Annotated in this window: 11 protein-coding genes; all 11 read left to right on the top strand. The window is 60.0% G+C overall.

Translation table 11 applies throughout. From position 1 onward, the window contains the following. Window position 1 precedes the first annotated feature (1 nt). The 11 genes from AACL53_RS09465 to AACL53_RS09415 are packed head-to-tail and all read left to right on the top strand — an operon-like array spanning window position 2 to window position 17,166. Window positions 2-1,036 (top strand): major capsid protein, encoded by a 1,035-nt coding sequence (locus AACL53_RS09465; protein ID WP_339084252.1) that lies wholly within the window; start codon window positions 2-4, stop codon window positions 1,034-1,036. Between the two features lie 58 nt (window positions 1,037-1,094). Next, window positions 1,095-1,517 carry a Bbp16 family capsid cement protein gene (locus AACL53_RS09460; RefSeq protein WP_339084251.1) on the top strand — a complete coding sequence of 141 codons (423 nt, stop codon included), beginning with the start codon at window positions 1,095-1,097 and terminating at the stop codon, window positions 1,515-1,517. Further along, window positions 1,510-1,989 (top strand): hypothetical protein, encoded by a 480-nt coding sequence (locus AACL53_RS09455; RefSeq protein ID WP_339084250.1) that lies wholly within the window; start codon window positions 1,510-1,512, stop codon window positions 1,987-1,989. Before AACL53_RS09460 ends, AACL53_RS09455 begins: the two co-directional genes overlap by 8 nt. Window positions 1,990-2,042: 53 nt before the next feature. Further along, a complete protein-coding gene (locus AACL53_RS09450) occupies window positions 2,043-2,333 on the top strand; it encodes a hypothetical protein (RefSeq protein ID WP_339084249.1) in 291 nt (96 codons plus the stop codon). Beyond that, complete coding sequence (locus AACL53_RS09445; RefSeq protein ID WP_339084248.1) at window positions 2,334-2,630, top strand: hypothetical protein; 297 nt, start codon at window positions 2,334-2,336, stop codon at window positions 2,628-2,630. Between the two features lie 5 nt (window positions 2,631-2,635). Beyond that, window positions 2,636-3,238, top strand: a complete 603-nt coding sequence (locus AACL53_RS09440; RefSeq protein WP_339084247.1) for a hypothetical protein — start codon at window positions 2,636-2,638, stop codon at window positions 3,236-3,238. Continuing rightward, window positions 3,239-5,662: a hypothetical protein gene (locus tag AACL53_RS09435; RefSeq protein ID WP_339084246.1), complete on the top strand. Its 2,424-nt coding sequence runs from the start codon at window positions 3,239-3,241 to the stop codon at window positions 5,660-5,662. It abuts the gene before it with no gap. Next, window positions 5,659-6,126: a phage protein Gp13 family protein gene (locus tag AACL53_RS09430; protein WP_339084245.1), complete on the top strand. Its 468-nt coding sequence runs from the start codon at window positions 5,659-5,661 to the stop codon at window positions 6,124-6,126. Before AACL53_RS09435 ends, AACL53_RS09430 begins: the two co-directional genes overlap by 4 nt. Beyond that, entirely contained in the window at window positions 6,119-6,634 is a 516-nt protein-coding gene (locus tag AACL53_RS09425) for a hypothetical protein (protein WP_339084244.1), read from the top strand. Before AACL53_RS09430 ends, AACL53_RS09425 begins: the two co-directional genes overlap by 8 nt. Window positions 6,635-6,646: 12 nt before the next feature. Then, window positions 6,647-8,923 carry a TIGR02594 family protein gene (locus AACL53_RS09420; RefSeq protein WP_339084243.1) on the top strand — a complete coding sequence of 759 codons (2,277 nt, stop codon included), beginning with the start codon at window positions 6,647-6,649 and terminating at the stop codon, window positions 8,921-8,923. Window positions 8,924-8,979: 56 nt separating this feature from the next. Continuing rightward, entirely contained in the window at window positions 8,980-17,166 is an 8,187-nt protein-coding gene (locus AACL53_RS09415; RefSeq protein ID WP_339084242.1) for an LPD23 domain-containing protein, read from the top strand. Window positions 17,167-17,201: the final 35 nt, after the last annotated feature.

The raw sequence follows: 17,201 nt of genomic DNA, 5'->3' as shown, positions 1-17,201 counted from the left end.
TATGGCAATTATCGGTCAGACCTACCCTCAGCTTATTGACATGCACAAGGCCAATGGGCCTGGACAGGTCATCGAAATTCTCTCGCAGGATAATCCCATCCTGGACGACGCTATCGCCCGCGCTTGCAACATGGGCGCGACTGAGCGAACGCTGATCCGCACGGGTCTGCCGTCTGCTTCGTGGGGCCGTCTGTACAAGGGCGTGAAACAGTCCAAGTCGACGATGCAGCAGGTCGACGACACGACGGGCTTCTTGGAAGCACGCTCGGAAGTCGACACTCGATTGCTCAAGCTGGCTAAAGATCCGGCTCGTCAGCGCCTTGTTGAAAGCGCTCCTTACTTCGAAGCCATGAACCAGGAAATGGCTGCGGGTCTGTTCTATCACGACATCGCAACCACGCCCGAGAAGTTCAAGGGCCTCTCGGCGCGTTACTCGATGTACTACTCGGGCGCTAAGTCCGGCGCTCCCAAAAGCTCGGCGTCGCAGGTCGTCGACGGTGGCGGTCGCGGCAACGACAATACGTCGATCTGGTTCGTCACGTGGGGCGATCACGCGACTTCTCTGCTCTATCCTGAAGGCACCCAGGCCGGTGTTACGATGCAGGACAAGGGCGAAGAAAAGGTCTTGGACGCCAACGGCGACGCCTATTACGCCAAGGTCGCGACTTACGAATGGCATATCGGCACGACCGTGAAGGACTGGCGTTATAACGCCCGTATCGCCAACATCGACGTGTCTGATTTGCTGGCTGGCTCTGTCGACGCGTGGAAGCTGCTTCGTCAGGGATATTACCGCCTGAAGTCGCGCCGTCGTGACGGCAAGTCGAGCCGTATCGCTATCTACATGAACAGCGACGTTCTCGAAGTTCTCGACGCTCAGTCGAGCGACCGCGCACTGCTCGCGGCCAACGCAAACACCGTTTCGCTCGGTCATGCGCAGGTCGAAGGCAAGGAAGTCCGCACCTATCGCGGCATTCCGATCCGCGAGACGGATGCCCTCCTGAACACTGAAGCGGCTGTTCCGGCGTTCGCTTAATTCGCGACGGGCGGCTTCGGCCGCCCGTATCTCCATTTCTTGCGGAAGGTTCCCTTAAATGATCCTCGACAATCAGACGCTTTTCTCGGATGCCCAGGCGATCACCGCTTCTGCTGCATCTACGAACATCATCGATCTCGGCCCGATTGCGGTCGGCGTCGTTCGCGACATCGGCAAGGGCGTGAAGATCCCGGTCTTGCTTCAGGTCGTGGAAGCTTTCGCCGCTGCTGGCGCTGGCACACTCACGTTCGCGCTCGAGGTCGACGACAACTCATCTTTCTCGTCGCCCAAGGTCGTCGCGACGACGCCCGCAATTGGCAAGGCTGCGCTCGTGCCCGGCTATCAGGTCAATCTCGACTACATCCCGCGCGGGACTGACGAGAAGTTCATGCGCCTCAACTACACGGTGGCAACTGGCCCGATGACGGCCGGCAAGGTCACCGCTGGCGTAATGCTCGGAGGTCATCAGACCAATGGCTAATGTCATCGCAAAAGCGCGCGGCTATTTCGGCGGCGTTCTCCGCGAGGCGGGGGAGCGCTTTAGCATCTCCGACGACATCATGAAGGACGACAAGCGCCGTCCTTCATGGGTCAAGCTCGCTGCGTTCGGCGGCAACGGCGACCACGATGGCAACGGCACGACGGGCGGCTCCGTCGCTCCTGCTGCCGGTGGCTCTGACGTGGGCGCTGGCGACGCTGCTGGCGGTTCTGCTGCCGATACGGCGGCAGATGTCGACGACGGCAAGGGGAAGGCTGGCAAGGTCGGCAAGGCTGGCAAGGCGGGCAGGGCGGGCAAGGCGAAAGTCGAAACCGTCGATGCCCCGACCGCTGAGCCTTTCGCTGATGCGCCGGAACCGGTTCGCGTCGAGAACGAAATCGACAGCGCGCTCGGCCGGGTACAGCCCGACTGGATCGCGCCGGGCTCTACCGGCGAGACTGGCGACGACATTTAAACGGAAGGGCGTTCGCGCCCTTTCTCTCCACAAACTCAGCAAGCAGGTGCCGCATGGCTTCGATCTTCAACGGGCAACGAGTGCTCGGCGTCAGGGTCGTCGCCAGCGGCACAATCTTATTCAACAACCTGCCCGTGGTTGGAATTGCCGTCGCTGATGACGGCGTGACGTTCGTCGACAATCAGCGCGCGCTCGGTATCGACGTGCTCGATGCGGATGCCGCGCTCCACAATGACCAGCCCGTCAGGGGTGTCGTCGTGATCGAAGACGGCAGCAATCTCTACAACAATTTGCCGGTGGTGCCGGTGGCGATCCTAAGCGGGTCGCTGGATGAGGGGGCATGAATGAAACTCGTCAGCTTAGCGCAGAAGTACGACGAACCTTCGAGCAAGCCGGAAGGCGCGACGAGCGACGAATATTTCCCGTCGCTCTATTTCGACGAAAAGCAAATCGATGCGATGGGCATCGACACGGTGCGCGTCGGCACGCTGATGACGATGACGGCAACCGTTCGCGTGTCAAGCATGAGCGAAAGCAAGGGCGGCCGCAGCATGTCTCTGGAAATCACAGAGGCGGCGATGGAGCCCAAGGACAAGGGGCCTGACGTGGCGAGCGTCTTGTTCCCGAGCGAAGGAAAATAGGTTCCATGGCTTCGGTCGTTTCGATCTGCAACCTTGCCCTATCAAATATCGGCAAGCAAAACATTCAGAGCCTTGACGAGCCGGGCGCTGAACCGCGCGCATGCAAGCAGTTCTATGAGCATTCGCGCGACACTCTTTTGCAGGTCTATCCCTGGCGGTTTGCGGGCAAAACGGAATCGCTCGCTGAAGTGGCTAACGACAAGCCCGGCCGATGGGCTCGGGCGTACAAGCGGCCGGTCGATTGCCTCAAAATTCGGTGGGTCCGGCCGGAATACTCGGTGCGCGACCCTGGCCCGCAAACCTTACAAGAAGAGTTGGCCTACCCTCACGATGCCGAGGGTACGACGATCTATTGCGATCTGTCGCCCGCGTTTCTCCGGTACACGGCAAAGCTCGCTGACCCGACGCGCTTTTCTCCAATGTTCATCGAGGCGCTTAGCTGGCAGTTGGCGACACGCATCGCCATGCCGCTGACGCGAGATCCGAAAATTCGAGCCGACTGCTACCAGTTGGCGCAAGCCACTCAGTCGGCGGCGGCAGAAGCCGACGCAAACGAGGTCCGCGAAACATCGGACCACGAAAGCGAGTTTGTTGCGGAGCGCGGATAAATGGCAGACCTTCGCGCCTATCAGCCGTCCTTCACTGCCGGGGAGTTGTCGCCCGCGCTCGGCGCGCGCGTCGACCTCGCAAAGTATTCTTCCGGCCTCCGGTCGGCGGTCAATATTTTCGTGCATCCCCATGGAGGCGCGTCGAACCGCGCTGGCACCGAGTTCGTCACCGAAGTCAAGAACAGCGCGAAGATTACGCGCAAAGTTCCCTTCGAGTTCAACACCGAACAGACTTACCGGCTTGAGTTTGGCGACAAATATTTCCGGGTCATTCGCGACGGCGGCGTGATCCTGAAATCCGGCGCACCCTATGAAGTCGTGACGCCTTACGCGCATACCGACATCTGGAATCTGGTCCATATCCAAGATGCAGACGTTATGTATGTCTGCCATCCGGATTACCCGGTGCAGAAGATTGCGCGGCTTGCTGACGACAATTGGACGATCAGCGCTGTCACGTTCGCCCCGAAGATCGTAGCGCCGACTGGACTTGCTGTCTCTTCGCACTTCCAACGCAAGAACGGCGATACGACAAATGCCGCGTTCCGAGTGACGGCTGTTAATGCGAGCGGCGCGGAAAGCGCAGGTTCGACGGCGGTCAGTCGTGTGCTGCAAACGGAAAAGGAAGACGGGCGGCAGACTAAGTTCACATGGAACGCGGTCGCTGGCGCGGTTCTCTATCGGCTCTATCGGACTAGCGGGAATTTCCAGGGCCTTCTAGTCGAAGTGACGACGACAGAGGCGACCGTTGAGCAGATGCAGATCAACGGCGTCGACCCGCAAATCCCGGCTGCTGCCGGTACCGGCGCACCGTCGACGCCTACCGGCCTTGCAATTACGATCCAGTACGGCAAGGAAATGAAGTACGTCGTTTCTGCCGTGGACGGAGGTACAGGCGAGGAAAGTCTGCCTAGCAGTCCGGTAACAGCCGTCAACGATCTCTCGCTGAACAACAACAAAAACGTGCTGACGTGGAACGCTCTTGCGGGCGCGTCGGCTTATATCATCTACAAGGAAAGCAACGGGATTTACGGCTACATCGGCCGATCAGAAACAACACTTTTCACTGACAGTAACATAGTAGCGGACATGGCCGATGGGCCGCAGACGGGCCGCAATCCGTTCAACGGCGTGGGCAATTATCCGCGCGTGGCAACATTCATCGAGCAGCGGCTTGGCTTCTTCTCGACGAGGAAAGATCCGCAAGCGGGGTTCCTCTCGCAATCTGCGAACTATGAGAATTTCGGAGTTTCAAGCCCGGCAAAGGCATCGGACGCAGTGACGTTCCGCATTCGCTCCCGGCAGGTGAACGAGATCCGCGGCGCGATAGCGTTGGGCGGCTTGATGCTTCTCACATCGGGGGCCGAGTGGGTCGTAAGCGGCGGTTCAAACTCGGACGCAATCACGCCTTCTGCGATCAAAATTGATCCGCAGGGGTATCGTGGTTCGTCTCGCGTGCAGCCGATTGTGGTTGGCAACACTGTGCTGTTTGCACAGGAAGCGGGCGGCGTCATTCGCGACATGAGTTATGATTTTGCGTCGAACGGCTACGACGGCAAGGATCTGACCATCCTGGCGCGACATCTATTCGAGGACCGCGAGATCAAGGCGTGGGGATACGCGCAAGCTCCATATTCGATTGTCTGGGTCGTTTTGGACAACGGTCGGCTCTGTTCGTTGACGTACCTAAAAGAGCATGACGTATGGGCATGGACGCGCCACGAAAGCGGCCCGAATGGCGCGGCGATTTTCGAAGACGTGACGGTCGCGCGCGAGGGGAAGGAAGACGTTCCCTATTTCATCGTCAGGCGCACGATAGGCGGGCAACAGAAGCGATATATCGAGCGGCTTCGTTCGCGCGCGTTCAGCAAGATCGAAGACGCTTTCTTCGTCGACTGCGGCCTGACATACGAGGGACCGGCTGCGAAGATCATAACCGGTCTCGATCACTTGAAGGGTCAGACGGTCGTCGCGCTGGCTGATGGCAACGTGGTGCGCAATCTCGTCGTGGGCAATGTGACGGGCGGTGTTGGCGTAGTTCTGCCGAATGCGGCGACGAAAGTTCACATCGGCTTGCCAATGATCGCGACGCTCGAAACGCTCAATCTCGACCTCGGGCAGGTGCCTGGACTTGGCACAGTGCAGGGTCGGCAGAAGTCGGTCAGCGAGGTAACGCTGCGCGTCGAGAAAACACGCGGCATTTTCGTCGGGCCATACGACGGCGACCGAAACAGCGATGACCTTGTGGAGTACAAGCAGCGCTCAATCGAGGCGTGGAACGAGGCTATCGCGCTCTATACCGGCGACATCAAGATTACTCCGCCGTGGGATTGGAACGATAACGGCCGCATGTTCGTGAAGCAATTTGATCCGCTGCCGATGACGATCCTTGCAATCATGCCTGACGTTGTTGTCGGGAAATGAAACCAAGGACGCAAATCGTGCCGGCGCGGCCTGCGCATATTCGCACCATCGCGCGGCGGATGCGTGAGGCCGATAGGCTCGAGGTCCATGCGGCATCAGGAAAGACGCCGGGGCAAGCCTTGGCGTTCTCGCTTCGCAAGTCTTCGGTCGCCTGGACGTGGCTCGTCGACGGCCGCCCTGAAGCCATGTTTGGCGTTGGCGATTTAAACATCCTTGCCGGGGTAGGCGCTCCCTGGTTGCTCGGCACCGATGTCGTGCTGGCGCATCAGATGGAGTTCCTTCGCCGGTCGCGCGAATGGCGAAATCAACTGTTGCAGAGATATTCGACACTGACGAATTTCGTCGATGTTCGCAACGAGGTGTCGGTTCGCTGGCTGCGGTGGCTGGGGTTTAAGCTTTCCGAGCCGATCACATATCGCGGTCACGACTTTTACGTCTTTGAATTGAGGTCGACCGATGTGTGATCTAATGATGGCTATGATGATCGGCTCGACGGTCATGGCAGGGGCCGGTCAGGTGCAACAGGCGCAAGCGACGGCGAAGGCCGAACGCTTCAACGCGCAAGTGCAGAACATGAACGCCAAGATTGCCGACCGGCGGGCGAAAGATGCAATCGAGCGCGGGCAGCAGGAAGAACAGAAAAAGCGCCAAGAGGTCGCTCGGATAACGGGCGCACAGACTGCGGCTATGGCCGCGAACGGCGTCGATGTAACCTTCGGATCGCCGCTGGATTTGCTCGTCGACACTGCCGCTCTCGGTGAAATTGATGCTCTGACGATCCGGACTAACTCGTACCGTGAAGCCTACGAGCACAAAGTCGATGGCGCGAATAAGCGAGCAGGCGCGCAACTCAGCAGAATGAATGCTAGCTCGGCATCGACCGGCGGCTATCTGGGCGCTATGGGCACGATCCTGGGCGGCGGCGCTAAGGCATACGGCCAATATCAATCGTCGGTCGGACGCATTTCGTAAGGGGGTCGACGCGTGGTCAAGGTTCCGGAATACGTTCAGAACGTCTCTCTGCGGCCAAACTTCCAGCAGGGCATCGACGTGCGCGCTTCGCCAGACGACTTCGGCGCGGCAGCGGGGCGCGGCATGCAAGGGCTCGCGCAAGGCGTTGGGCAAGCGGCCGACGCGATGGCGCAATTGCAAGCGCTCGACGACGCAAACCGCGCGAAAGACGCGGATAACTCCTATTCGAACTGGCTTCGCGAAAAAATGTACGGCGAAGGCGGATACATGACGCTTGAGGGCCGGAATGCTGTCGACGCGCGCGCCGCGTTCGAGAAGGAAGCGGACGAGAAGCGCAAGGAATTTGGCAAGCCGCTGACGGGCGGCGCGGCGAGAAGCTATTCGGACGCCTCGCAATCGCGACTAAATTCGGTCCTTCAGCAGTCTGTCGTTCATAGTGCTCAAGCGCGCAAAAGCTGGTTTAACGAAACATCGGCCGCGCGCGTCGAGACGTTCGCCAATGACGCATTGGAGAACGCCAACAACCCGGCGCTGATCAATAAGAACATTGCGGCCGGTATCCTCGAAATCCGCGAACAGGCCGGCATGCACGGCTGGGATGCCGCGACGCTGACCCTGAAAGAAAAGGACTTCGCGTCGGGCGTACACAAGAACATCGCAACGCGGCTTGCGTTGGCTGACCCGCTGGCGGCGAAAACATACATCGACGATCACGCAGCGGCGCTTACGGCCGTCGACAAGGCCAATCTCGACAAGGCGCTCGAAGCTCCAATTCTCGCGGAGAAGGCAAGCCGAAACGTCGCGAGCATTGTCGGCGGTATCGCCCCGCAGACATACGACGAGGCTCCTGGGCCAACTCGCGAGCGCGCCTCTCGGATGGGCCTCGAAGAACCTGCGCCTAAGCCCGCTGATAGTGAGGCCGTGCCGGCGCGCGTTCGTGCGAACGAGATCGCGTCGAAGTTTGTCGGCATGACTGAGCGCGGCGACGCGGGCGTGATCTCGAGTTTCATCAAACGCTCTGCCGGGCTCAACGTGGATCCGCGCGTCACGCCCTGGTGCGCGGCCTTCGTCAATGGCGTGCTCGGCGCGTCGGGTGTCGATGGAACTGGCAAATTGAACGCGCGGTCGTTCCTGAACTTTGGAATGCCGACTGATCGGCCAAAGCCGGGCGATATCGTCGTGATGTCGCGCGGAGATCCGAACGGCTGGGAAGGACACGTCGGCTTCTTCCAAGGGTTCGACCGCAACGGCAAAGTCATGGTTCTGGGCGGCAACCAGAGCAATCGTGTCAGCGTCGCGTCGTTCGATCCCGGGAAAGTCCTCGGGTTTCGCACTGCCGGGACTGTAAACGAGCAGACTGCCGCGCTGCCGAACTATGGGCCGAAAGGCTTGGCGGACATCAACGCGCAATTGATGGCGATCAAAAATCCGAAGGAACGGAAGGAAACGCAAGAGGCTCTAAGCAGCTATTACACGCTTCAGAAAAAGCAGATGGATGCGCAGCGTGAGCAGGTTCAATCATGGGCCGAAGGCGAGCTTATGCGCAACCCTGGCATGGAACTGTCCAAGATCCCGCTCGACTATCAGCAGGCGCTTGGCGCGTCTGGAATGACGACGTTGATCAACTATCAGAAAACGCTTCGCACGAGCGGCGAGCCGCAGACGGACGACCGCACGCTGTACGACCTGCAAACGGAATACGCGGAAGATCCGGAAGGCTTCGCGAACGTCGATCTGTTCCCGTACCGCGACAAGCTCTCCAATTCCGATTGGGAGAAGGTGCGCGGCTGGCGGCAAGATGCACTGACGGACAAGCGCAAGGCGCGCGAAAACGGCTCGAACCTATCGGCGGCGTTCTCGCAGGCGACGCCGCAGCTTGAGGCTGTCGGCATTTCGACGGCTGGCAAGAAGGGCACGGCAAAAGAAGACGCGGCGAAGCAAGTCGTCAAGTTCCATAACGCTTTGGCCGATGAGATGGAGACGTTTAAACGCGCCAATAACAACCGGGCTCCGACGCAGATCGAAGTACAGTCGATGATCAACAAGCTGCTTTTGCCTGTCGTGATCAAGACGCCCGGCATGCTGTGGGGAACGAACGAAAAGCCGGGCCTCGCCTTCCAGATGGCTGACCGGCCTGACGATTCCACGGCCGAGCTTGCCGTCGACTACGGTGACATTCCGATCGATCTCAGGCGCGGAATTGCGGCTGACCTTGAGCGCGAGCTAGGCCGGAAACCGAGCAAGAAAGAAGTCGAGCAGCGCTATGAGGACTTTGTAATCAGCCGCTGATCTGTCCCGCAACCATCGCCCGCTACAACGGCGCGTGGCTTTGATTGCGGGGAACTATGGACACGCTTGCAGACTATGAAACCTGGAAGGCTAAGCAGCAGCAGGGCAACGTAGGGGCGACGAATGTCGTGCTTACCGCAACGAACGGCAAGCCTGACGAGGTCGCGGGACATCTGAACCTCGCGAACGAGTTCGCAAAAATCAGCGGTTCGCCCGTGCCACCGCTGGCTATGGTCCAAGAGTTCGGCAGCGTCTTCCAAGCGGAAATCGAACGGCAAAAAAACTCGACGATACTCTCAAGCTCGCCGCGCCTGACGGAATGGCTGCGCAACCCTGAGAACGCTGCTGTCGCGAAAGACGATCTTTCGGGGCTGTCATGGTGGGAAACGCCGCTCGTGGCCGCGAAGAATGCGGTATCTCGCGGGGCTCAGCGTCTTCCGATGGCTTACGACCAGTTGATGGCGAACGCCGCGACTGAGCGCTTCCAGGATCAACAGCAGTCGTTTGGCGATATCCTGGCGAGCGAGGTCGACGTTCGCGATAAGAACGGCAACCTGCTTTACAAACGCTTCCCTGATCCGGTCGACTTGTTCAAAGCGGGCTCTCGCTTTGCCACGTCGCGGTTTTCCGAGTTTGCCGCTGGGCCTGACGCCGCGAAGAACAACGCCGCGTACTATCAGCAGCAAGTCGGATTGCTGAATAAGCACATCTCTGAAATCCCGATGTCGCCGGGGGGCGATCAGGCGCGCGGTGATTGGCAAGTCGCAACGAAGCAGTGGCAAGAGGGGGTGGCCGCTGGCAAACCGTGGTACGACGTCGGCCCGTTCGTGCAGGCCATTTCGAAAGACCCGGTAGCCTTTATGGCGTTTCTGGGCGAAACGGCTGCTGAAAGCTTGCCGATGCTCGCCGCTGCAACGGGCGTGTCGATTGCAACGGGCAATCCCTTGGCCGGCGCTGCCGCTATGGGCGCAACTTCCGCCGCGACCGAAATGGGCACCGCGCCTGCCGATCTGTTCAAGGAACATGGTCTCGATATTTCCAAGCCAGAGGACGCGCTTGCGGCGATCTCAAACCCTGAACTGATGAAAGCGGCCGTCGAGCGTGGCAACGTGCGGGGCGTCATCGTCGGCGTTATCGACGGTGTGTCGGGCGGCGTGGCTGGCAAGATGCTGGCTGAAAGCCCGGTCGGCAACATGGTGCTGCAATCGCTGACGCAAGCGGTCATGGGTGCGGCGGGCGAAGCTGGCGGGCAATACTTCTCCGGTCAGGAGATGAACCTTGGCGACATTATCCTTGAGGGGCTTGCCGAGTTCGCGACTGCGCCTATCGAAGTCGTCGGCGTCGGCCGTCAAAAGTTTCTCGATGCAAAGGGCAAGGCCAAAGCGGCGGACGCCCGCAAGGCTGTATTCGAGGCTCTTTCGGGTCAAGCGCAATCGTCGGCGCTGCGCAAGCGGCTGCCCGAGAAATTCCGCGAGTTCGTTGCTGAAGCGACGAAGGACGGCCCGGTCGAGAACGTATTCGTTCCTGCGAAAAAGTTCGTCGAATATTTCCAGTCCATGGACCTTGACCCTTACGAGCTTGTCGACAGCTTCGAAGGCGTGACGCGCGATGATCTCGACGCGGCACTTGCAGGTGGCGGCGATCTGCAAATCCCGACTGCGACTTATGCCGCTCATATCGCGGGTTCCGAGCACGATGCTTTTCTGCTGGAAAACATGCGGTTCGACCCTGACGAGTTTACGTCGGCCGAGGCGGTCGAGTTCAACGCGCGCGCGAACGATGCGCTCGAAGAAGCATGGCAGCTTGCCGAGGATCTTCGCCAGCAGGGCGAGCAGCTTCGGTCATTCGAGCAAGAAATCTACGACACGATGGTGTCGCGCCTTCGCGTGGCTGGCCGGTCGACCGATGTCGCCACTACTGAGGCGATGCTTTACCCGGCGTTTTATCGCGTGATGGCGCAGCGTTCGGGCCTGACGACAGAAGAATTTATGCAGCAATACCCATTGCCGCAGGTCAAGGGTTCCATCCCGGAGGGTATGCAGTTCCGCGACGTTGACGCGCTGACGCGAACGCTTGCTGAAGCGCGCTCGGCAAGGACGCTGCGCGATACGCGGCCGACGTTGCTCGAGTTTATTTCCAATTACGGCGGCATCAACGACGTGGGCGGCGAGCTTGCGGCGCGTGACGCCACGGTCGTCAATCGCGGCAAGGGCAAAAAGTCAGTGCGCCTTGCACGGAAGGGCTTTGTTCCCGGTCAAGCGTCGATGCTTCCCTCGGAAGGTGGCAAGCAATTCGGGGCAAGCGACGTGGCGCTTGCTGCAATCGAGCGCGGCTATATGGCGAATGACCCGACAGTGATCGAGTTCCTTCGGGCCACTGAAGAGGGGCGGCAGGTTCCTGATATTTCGGCGGCGCTCTGGGAAGCTATCGACGCGGAATTGTCCGGCAATGCTCAGTATTCGGCGCACGATGCCATCGATCCCGCGATTGAACGCGCAAGAGATCTGACCGGCATTGAAGAACATCTTGCCGAGGTCGGCGTGTCGCTTGACGACGATGACGCGACGATCAGGGCGGCACTGGAAAAGGCAGACACGTCGTCGTTCAATCAGTTCGCCGGTATAGGCGCACGGACGGCGGACCTGAACGCCATGTCAAGCGCCGTGCTCATGCGCGCCAATGGCGCGACGCGAGACGAGATCTATGATCAAACCGGCTTTTTCGTCGGGCCTGATGGCGTGTGGCGCTTCGAGATCAGCGACGCCGACGCGACGATAAACGCAGGCTTGTTGAAAAATGCGGCCGTTAATTCAATCAAGACGTTCGACGGCACCCTAGGCGAATTGCTCGACCATCCGAAGCTGTTCGCAGCGTACCCGATTTTCAAGGGCATCCCGGTTAAGTTCGTGATCAATCCCAAAGTCGGGATACATCGGGGCAGTTGGGACGGCTTCGAGATTGTTGCCAAAGGCACATCGCTCGACGACGCGCGTTCGACGCTGTTGCATGAAATTGCGCACGCAATCCAGGACGAGGAAGGATTTGAGGGGGGCGGCAATCTCTCGTCTGGCGAGCTTTACGAAGGTGCGGACGTAGAATTTTTCGCGCGCCAAGCCGAGCCTTTGCTCAAAGAATGGGAGGCCATCAACGCGAAAGTTGACGACGGCAGCGCTAGCTTGGACGAACTTAATCGGCTTCCGGTGTTGAAGGCCGAAATGAAAGTCGTCCATGAGGAAATGAAGCGGGCTGCGCAGTTCGAATTTTATAAGCGCATCTATGGCGAAGTCGAAGCGCGCAACGTCCAGATGCGCGACCGCATGCAGCGCGGAGAAGACAAGCGCCAAAGGGATGTCGCTGCTGCTCTTGGCGAGCCGGTAAAGAAGGGCGCCATTCCTGCGCCTTGGAAAACGGCCGACGTTCCCGATAGCAAGGCTATCATCGTTCGCTCGGGCGCGCATGGCACGGCGTTCAATGCTTTGTCTGCCGGCATGCCTGAGCGCGAGGCTACCGTAACCCCTGGGCGCGTCCTATTCCAAAGCGAACAGGATCGTGGCGGGCGCGATCTGCCCGTGCAGCGCAACGGCGATATGAAGCTTGCGCCGGTCGTTATCGGCGGGGCGCGCGGGCTATCCATGCAGGATGCGCTGGCTGCCCTGCGCGAGTTCAAGAACGACACCGCGACGATGGCGAGCGGCGAAGCCGTCACTTTCAACCGGGCCAAGAAGTCCGTTTATTCATGGATGCGCGATGGCCTTTCGATCCGCACGGATCTGATCCCGCATCTTCCTGAAATTGTGCAGAACGCCGTTACCTACGCCGACGCAAAAAGCCAGACGGTTGAAGGACAGAAGGTCGTTCATGCCGCTGCACGTATCGTGGTTGATGGGCGCGAAATGTCTGTGCGCCTCGTCCTTCATGACGTGGGCGATGGCAAATTGCGTCAGTATCAGATTGAGGGGTTCGAAGTCGCGGCGACCCCTGCAAGCAACCTTTCGCCGGAAGGCGTCCAGAAGAGAGGGCAGGGGGCCGCAACCGGTGGGAGTGTAGCCGATGCGGTTGCGGATTTCAAGAATAGCAAGCGCCTATTCCAGAACGGCAACCGTCCGCACGGCTCGATCCAGTTCCCTGCTGCCGGTGTCGGCAACGGCGAGACGATCATTCGCCTGTTCGAGACTGCAAACCTGTCGACCGTCATTCACGAAAGCGGCCACTACTTCCTGACCGTCCTGGAAGATCTTGCTGCGCGCGGTGAGGCGCAAGCCACTGCGGACGTTAAGGCCGTGCGGGAATGGTGGCGCGAGAACGCCGACGCCGTGGCGAAAGATGCCACGCGGTCGACCGATGGCGTCACTGTGTCCCCTGAAGACGTGACGGCATGGCTGGACATCGGGACGACCGGCGACGCGGTAAAGGACCGCGCTATCGTCGTCGGCGGTCAAGAGCAGTTTGCGCGCGGGTTTGAAGCCTATCTGATGGAGGGCCGCGCGCCGAATGAGGAATTGCGCTCGGCGTTCGAGAAATTCAGAGCTTGGCTAGTCTCGATCTATCAGCGGTTGGCTGGTCTCAACGTCAATCCTTCGGATCAGATCCGGGGCGTTTTTGATCGAATGATTGCGACAGATGAGGAGATCGCCAAAGCGCAAGGCAACATTGGCGGTTCAACGCCTGTCTTCGCGACGGCTGAGCAGCTTGGGCTCACGGCGGCAGAGTACGCCAACCTGATGAAGCTTCGCCAGCAGGCCGAGGATAGCGCCAAAGCTCGCTTGCTTCGCGAAATTATGGAGCCGATTAAAAGGGAAAAAGAGAAGTGGTTTAAGAAGGAACGCGAGACCGTCAAGGCGCAAGTAACTTCGCAAATCAACGCGCTGCCGTACTTCCGCGCAATCGAGTGGATGGGCAATAAGCGCTGGCTTGGCGACGGTCAGGATCAAGACCTGCCGGACATGAGGCTATCGAAAGAAATCCTTGTCGCTCGGTACGGTTCGGGCGTTCTCAAAACTTTGCCGCGCGGGAAGCAAGCGGTTTACACGGTCGAGGGCGGCATCGATCCCGACGAGGCGGCCGGCTGGTTTGGCTTCGATAGCGGCGATGAAATGATACAGGCCATGGAACGCGCACCAAAGCGTGCCGAGGCAATCGAGGCCGAGACGGATCGCATTATGCAAGATCGTCACGGCGACGTGCTGAATGACGGCTCGCTCGAAGCGGAAGCGGTGGACGCGGTTCACGTCGACAAGCGCGGCCAGTGGATCGCCGCAGAGCTTAAAGCGGTCTCCGAGGTAGCTGAACGTGAGCCGGGATTGACGGCCAAAGAAGCGCGGGCATCTGCACGCCAGACGCTTGCTCGCATGCGCGTGCGTGACGCGACGGCTTCGGGCCGTTTCCTTGCGGCTGAACGTAAGGCTGCGGAGGAAGCGGAACGGCTGGCCGCGCAACTCGCGCGCAACAGCATTTGGCTTCAGAATGCAAACCGGCGTATCGAGGCGAAGGCGCGCGCGGTGGCGAAGGGCGAGGCGTCGCCCGATAGTCTGGCGAAGGCAATCGAGGAACGCAACGCAAAGCTCGAAAGCAGCGATGCGACTGTGCTGCGCACAGAGCGGCGTTTCGGTCCAGGCGGCCAGTTCCTTGGTACGAAGGCGGTCGAGACACACACGGCTGGTTACAACGAGCTCGTCGCGAACTTGATCGACGCGAAGCGGCGGCAACTGGTCAACCATGCGCTCTACATGGAATCGCGCAAGGTGGCCGATGAAGTCGAGAAAGCGGAGAACTACGTCAAGCGCTTGAACAGCAAGGCGACGCGCGAGCGTATCGCGGGCGCTGGCCGGCGCGAAAATGCGACAATCGATTACCTGGGCGCTATCGACGAAATTCTCGAACGGCACGACTTCCGCAAGATCAGCGGCGCGGCTGAACAGCGGCGCGGCACGCTCAACGACTTCATTGAGGCGATGAAGGCGGCCGGTCGCGAGAACGAAATTGCTATCCCTGAAAGCGTGTTGTCAGACGCGGCGCGCAAGCCCTACAAAACTCTGCCGGTCGAACAGCTTCGCGGCGTGATCGATAGCCTGAAGAACCTTGAGCACGTCGCGACGCGATGGGACAAGCTGATCGATGCGCAGAACGAGCGCGCGCTTGATGAGGTCGTGACTGACATTGCAGAAGCCTTCGAGGCGAACGTCAAGAAGCGGCCACCTGGGCGCGTCAAGACCAAGGCCGAAGCTATCCGCCATGGCGCGCGGCAGTTCCTTGACCTGGTGCTCAACGCGACGACGCTCCTGCGAGAAATCGACGGGTTCAAAGATGCTGGTACGGCATACCGCAACATCAAGGCACCAATCGACGCCGCGATGAGCCGTCTGATCGTGCGCAAGGAAAAGGCGGCGACGGCGCTCGAAGGGCTCTATTCGGTTTACTCGAAGGCCGAACGGCGCGAAATGGCCGTGCGTCGACACATGCCGGAGATCGGGTTTGCGCTCTCGAAGTGGGAACGGATCGCAGTTGCGCTCAATACCGGCAACGACGGCAACATGCAGCGGCTTACCGATCCCAAGGTGCGCGGGTCGTTCACTGAGGCGCAAGTTGCCGCGATCCTGGCGACGCTCGACGAGCGCGATGCAAAGTTCGTACAGTCGGTGTGGGATTACGTTGGGTCGTTCTGGGATGACATCGTGGCCCGCGAGAAGCGGACGACGGGCGTAGAGCCGGAACGGGTGGAAGGCTCGCCGGTAACAATCGGCGGCAAGTCGCTGAAGGGCGGATATTATCCGATCAAGTATGATCCGCGTCTTTCGTCGCTGGCTCGGGATGATCAAACGCAAGAGATTGCGCAGTCGTTGCAGGCTGGCCGTTTCGGCAAGGCTCAGACCCGCAACGGGCATTTGAAGGAACGCGCGCAGTCGTCGGGCCGTGACGTTGAGCTTGATATGTCCGTGCTTCACAGGCACGTCAATCAGGTGATCTATGATCTGGAATTGAGCGAGCCCGTCGCCAACTCCTGGCGCATTTTGCAGAACGGGCGCATTCGCGACGCCTTCACAGAGACGGGCAAACAAGCCGACTTCGATGCTCTCGAACTTTGGCTGAAGGACGTTGCAGAGGGTGAGCTGCGGTCGGGCGATTTTGTCGGCCGCGCGGCGCGCACGCTCAAATCGAACTTCACGGCGGCGAAGCTCGCCTTCAACCTCGTGACCGTCGCGTCTCAGGTTACCGGCCTGTCGCAGACTATGGTCGCGATGGGCAAGCGCGACTTCGTGCGGGGCTTGCAGGCGTCGCTACGGCCGGGCGCTGTCGACGACATCACGGCAAAGTCGGCTTTCATGAGCACGCGCGCGACGACGTTTAACAAGGACATTCACGACTTCTACAACGATCCGAAGATGGGGCCGGTTGCGTCCAGGTGGGGCGATATCAAATCGGAGTGGATCGGGCCGCTGTCGTTTTGGTTGATGACCAAGGTGCAGTGGTACGTCGTCGACATTCCGTCTTGGCTTGCCGGGTACGCGCAGGGAATGCGCCGCTTCGGGAATGACGAGGCGAAGGCCATTGCGCACGCCGACGACGTCGTGAAGCGGTCGCAGGCGTCTGGCTTGTTCTCCGACCGCTCGGCTATTGAACGCGGCTCCGTTTCGCGGACGGCTCGGCAGAATGATGTGGTGCGGCTGTTTACGGCGCTCGGCTCCTATATGTTCGCGAAGTTCAACGTCGCCTACGAGCGGACGGGCAAGGCGTCGCGGACGGTCCGGCAAGAAGGCGTCAGCGCCAAATCGGCCGGCGAGGTTATATCGTGGACCGTCGACATGGCGTTCCTGTTCATGCTCGAAGCCGTCGTTATGGCCGCGATCCGTGGGCAGCTTCCTGGCGGCGACGATGGCGGCGAAGAAGACGGCTGGGCGAAGTTCCTGGCGAAGCAAACGGGCCTGAGTGTCATGGGAACGATCCCGTTCGTTCGTGACGGTGCGAGCGCGATGCAAGGCTTCGACGGTGGCGGCGCATATGGCGGCATCATGGGCGACGCGAGCAAGGGGGCTGTCGGTCTGTTTAACGTGCTGACCGCGCCAATGTCCGAAGATGGTTTGTCAGGCATCAAGCCGAAAGACATCAAGGGTATCATCAACGCGACGGGCTTGGCGACGGGACTTCCGGCAACTCAGGTCAATCGCGGCGTCGACGCTCTGATGCGGGGCAACGAAGGCGAAGACGTTTCGCCGCTCGAATACATCCTGGGGCGGAGAGGCAGATAACCATCTGTCCGTAGGGTGGCCTCAAATAGCGGGGG

This window comes from Hyphomicrobium sp. ghe19 (assembly GCF_902712875.1).
In the GTDB taxonomy this organism is placed as follows: Bacteria; Pseudomonadota; Alphaproteobacteria; order Rhizobiales; family Hyphomicrobiaceae; genus Hyphomicrobium_B.
Note: the sequence above shows the minus strand (reverse complement) of the source record. Positions and strands in the feature narration are given on the sequence as shown.

Coding starts and splice junctions, on each gene's coding strand:
- AACL53_RS09465 (WP_339084252.1), top strand. CDS start 2: ATGGCAATTATCGGTCAGACCTACCCTCAGCTTATTGACATGCACAAG.
- AACL53_RS09460 (WP_339084251.1), top strand. CDS start 1,095: ATGATCCTCGACAATCAGACGCTTTTCTCGGATGCCCAGGCGATCACC.
- AACL53_RS09455 (WP_339084250.1), top strand. CDS start 1,510: ATGGCTAATGTCATCGCAAAAGCGCGCGGCTATTTCGGCGGCGTTCTC.
- AACL53_RS09450 (WP_339084249.1), top strand. CDS start 2,043: ATGGCTTCGATCTTCAACGGGCAACGAGTGCTCGGCGTCAGGGTCGTC.
- AACL53_RS09445 (WP_339084248.1), top strand. CDS start 2,334: ATGAAACTCGTCAGCTTAGCGCAGAAGTACGACGAACCTTCGAGCAAG.
- AACL53_RS09440 (WP_339084247.1), top strand. CDS start 2,636: ATGGCTTCGGTCGTTTCGATCTGCAACCTTGCCCTATCAAATATCGGC.
- AACL53_RS09435 (WP_339084246.1), top strand. CDS start 3,239: ATGGCAGACCTTCGCGCCTATCAGCCGTCCTTCACTGCCGGGGAGTTG.
- AACL53_RS09430 (WP_339084245.1), top strand. CDS start 5,659: ATGAAACCAAGGACGCAAATCGTGCCGGCGCGGCCTGCGCATATTCGC.
- AACL53_RS09425 (WP_339084244.1), top strand. CDS start 6,119: ATGTGTGATCTAATGATGGCTATGATGATCGGCTCGACGGTCATGGCA.
- AACL53_RS09415 (WP_339084242.1), top strand. CDS start 8,980: ATGGACACGCTTGCAGACTATGAAACCTGGAAGGCTAAGCAGCAGCAG.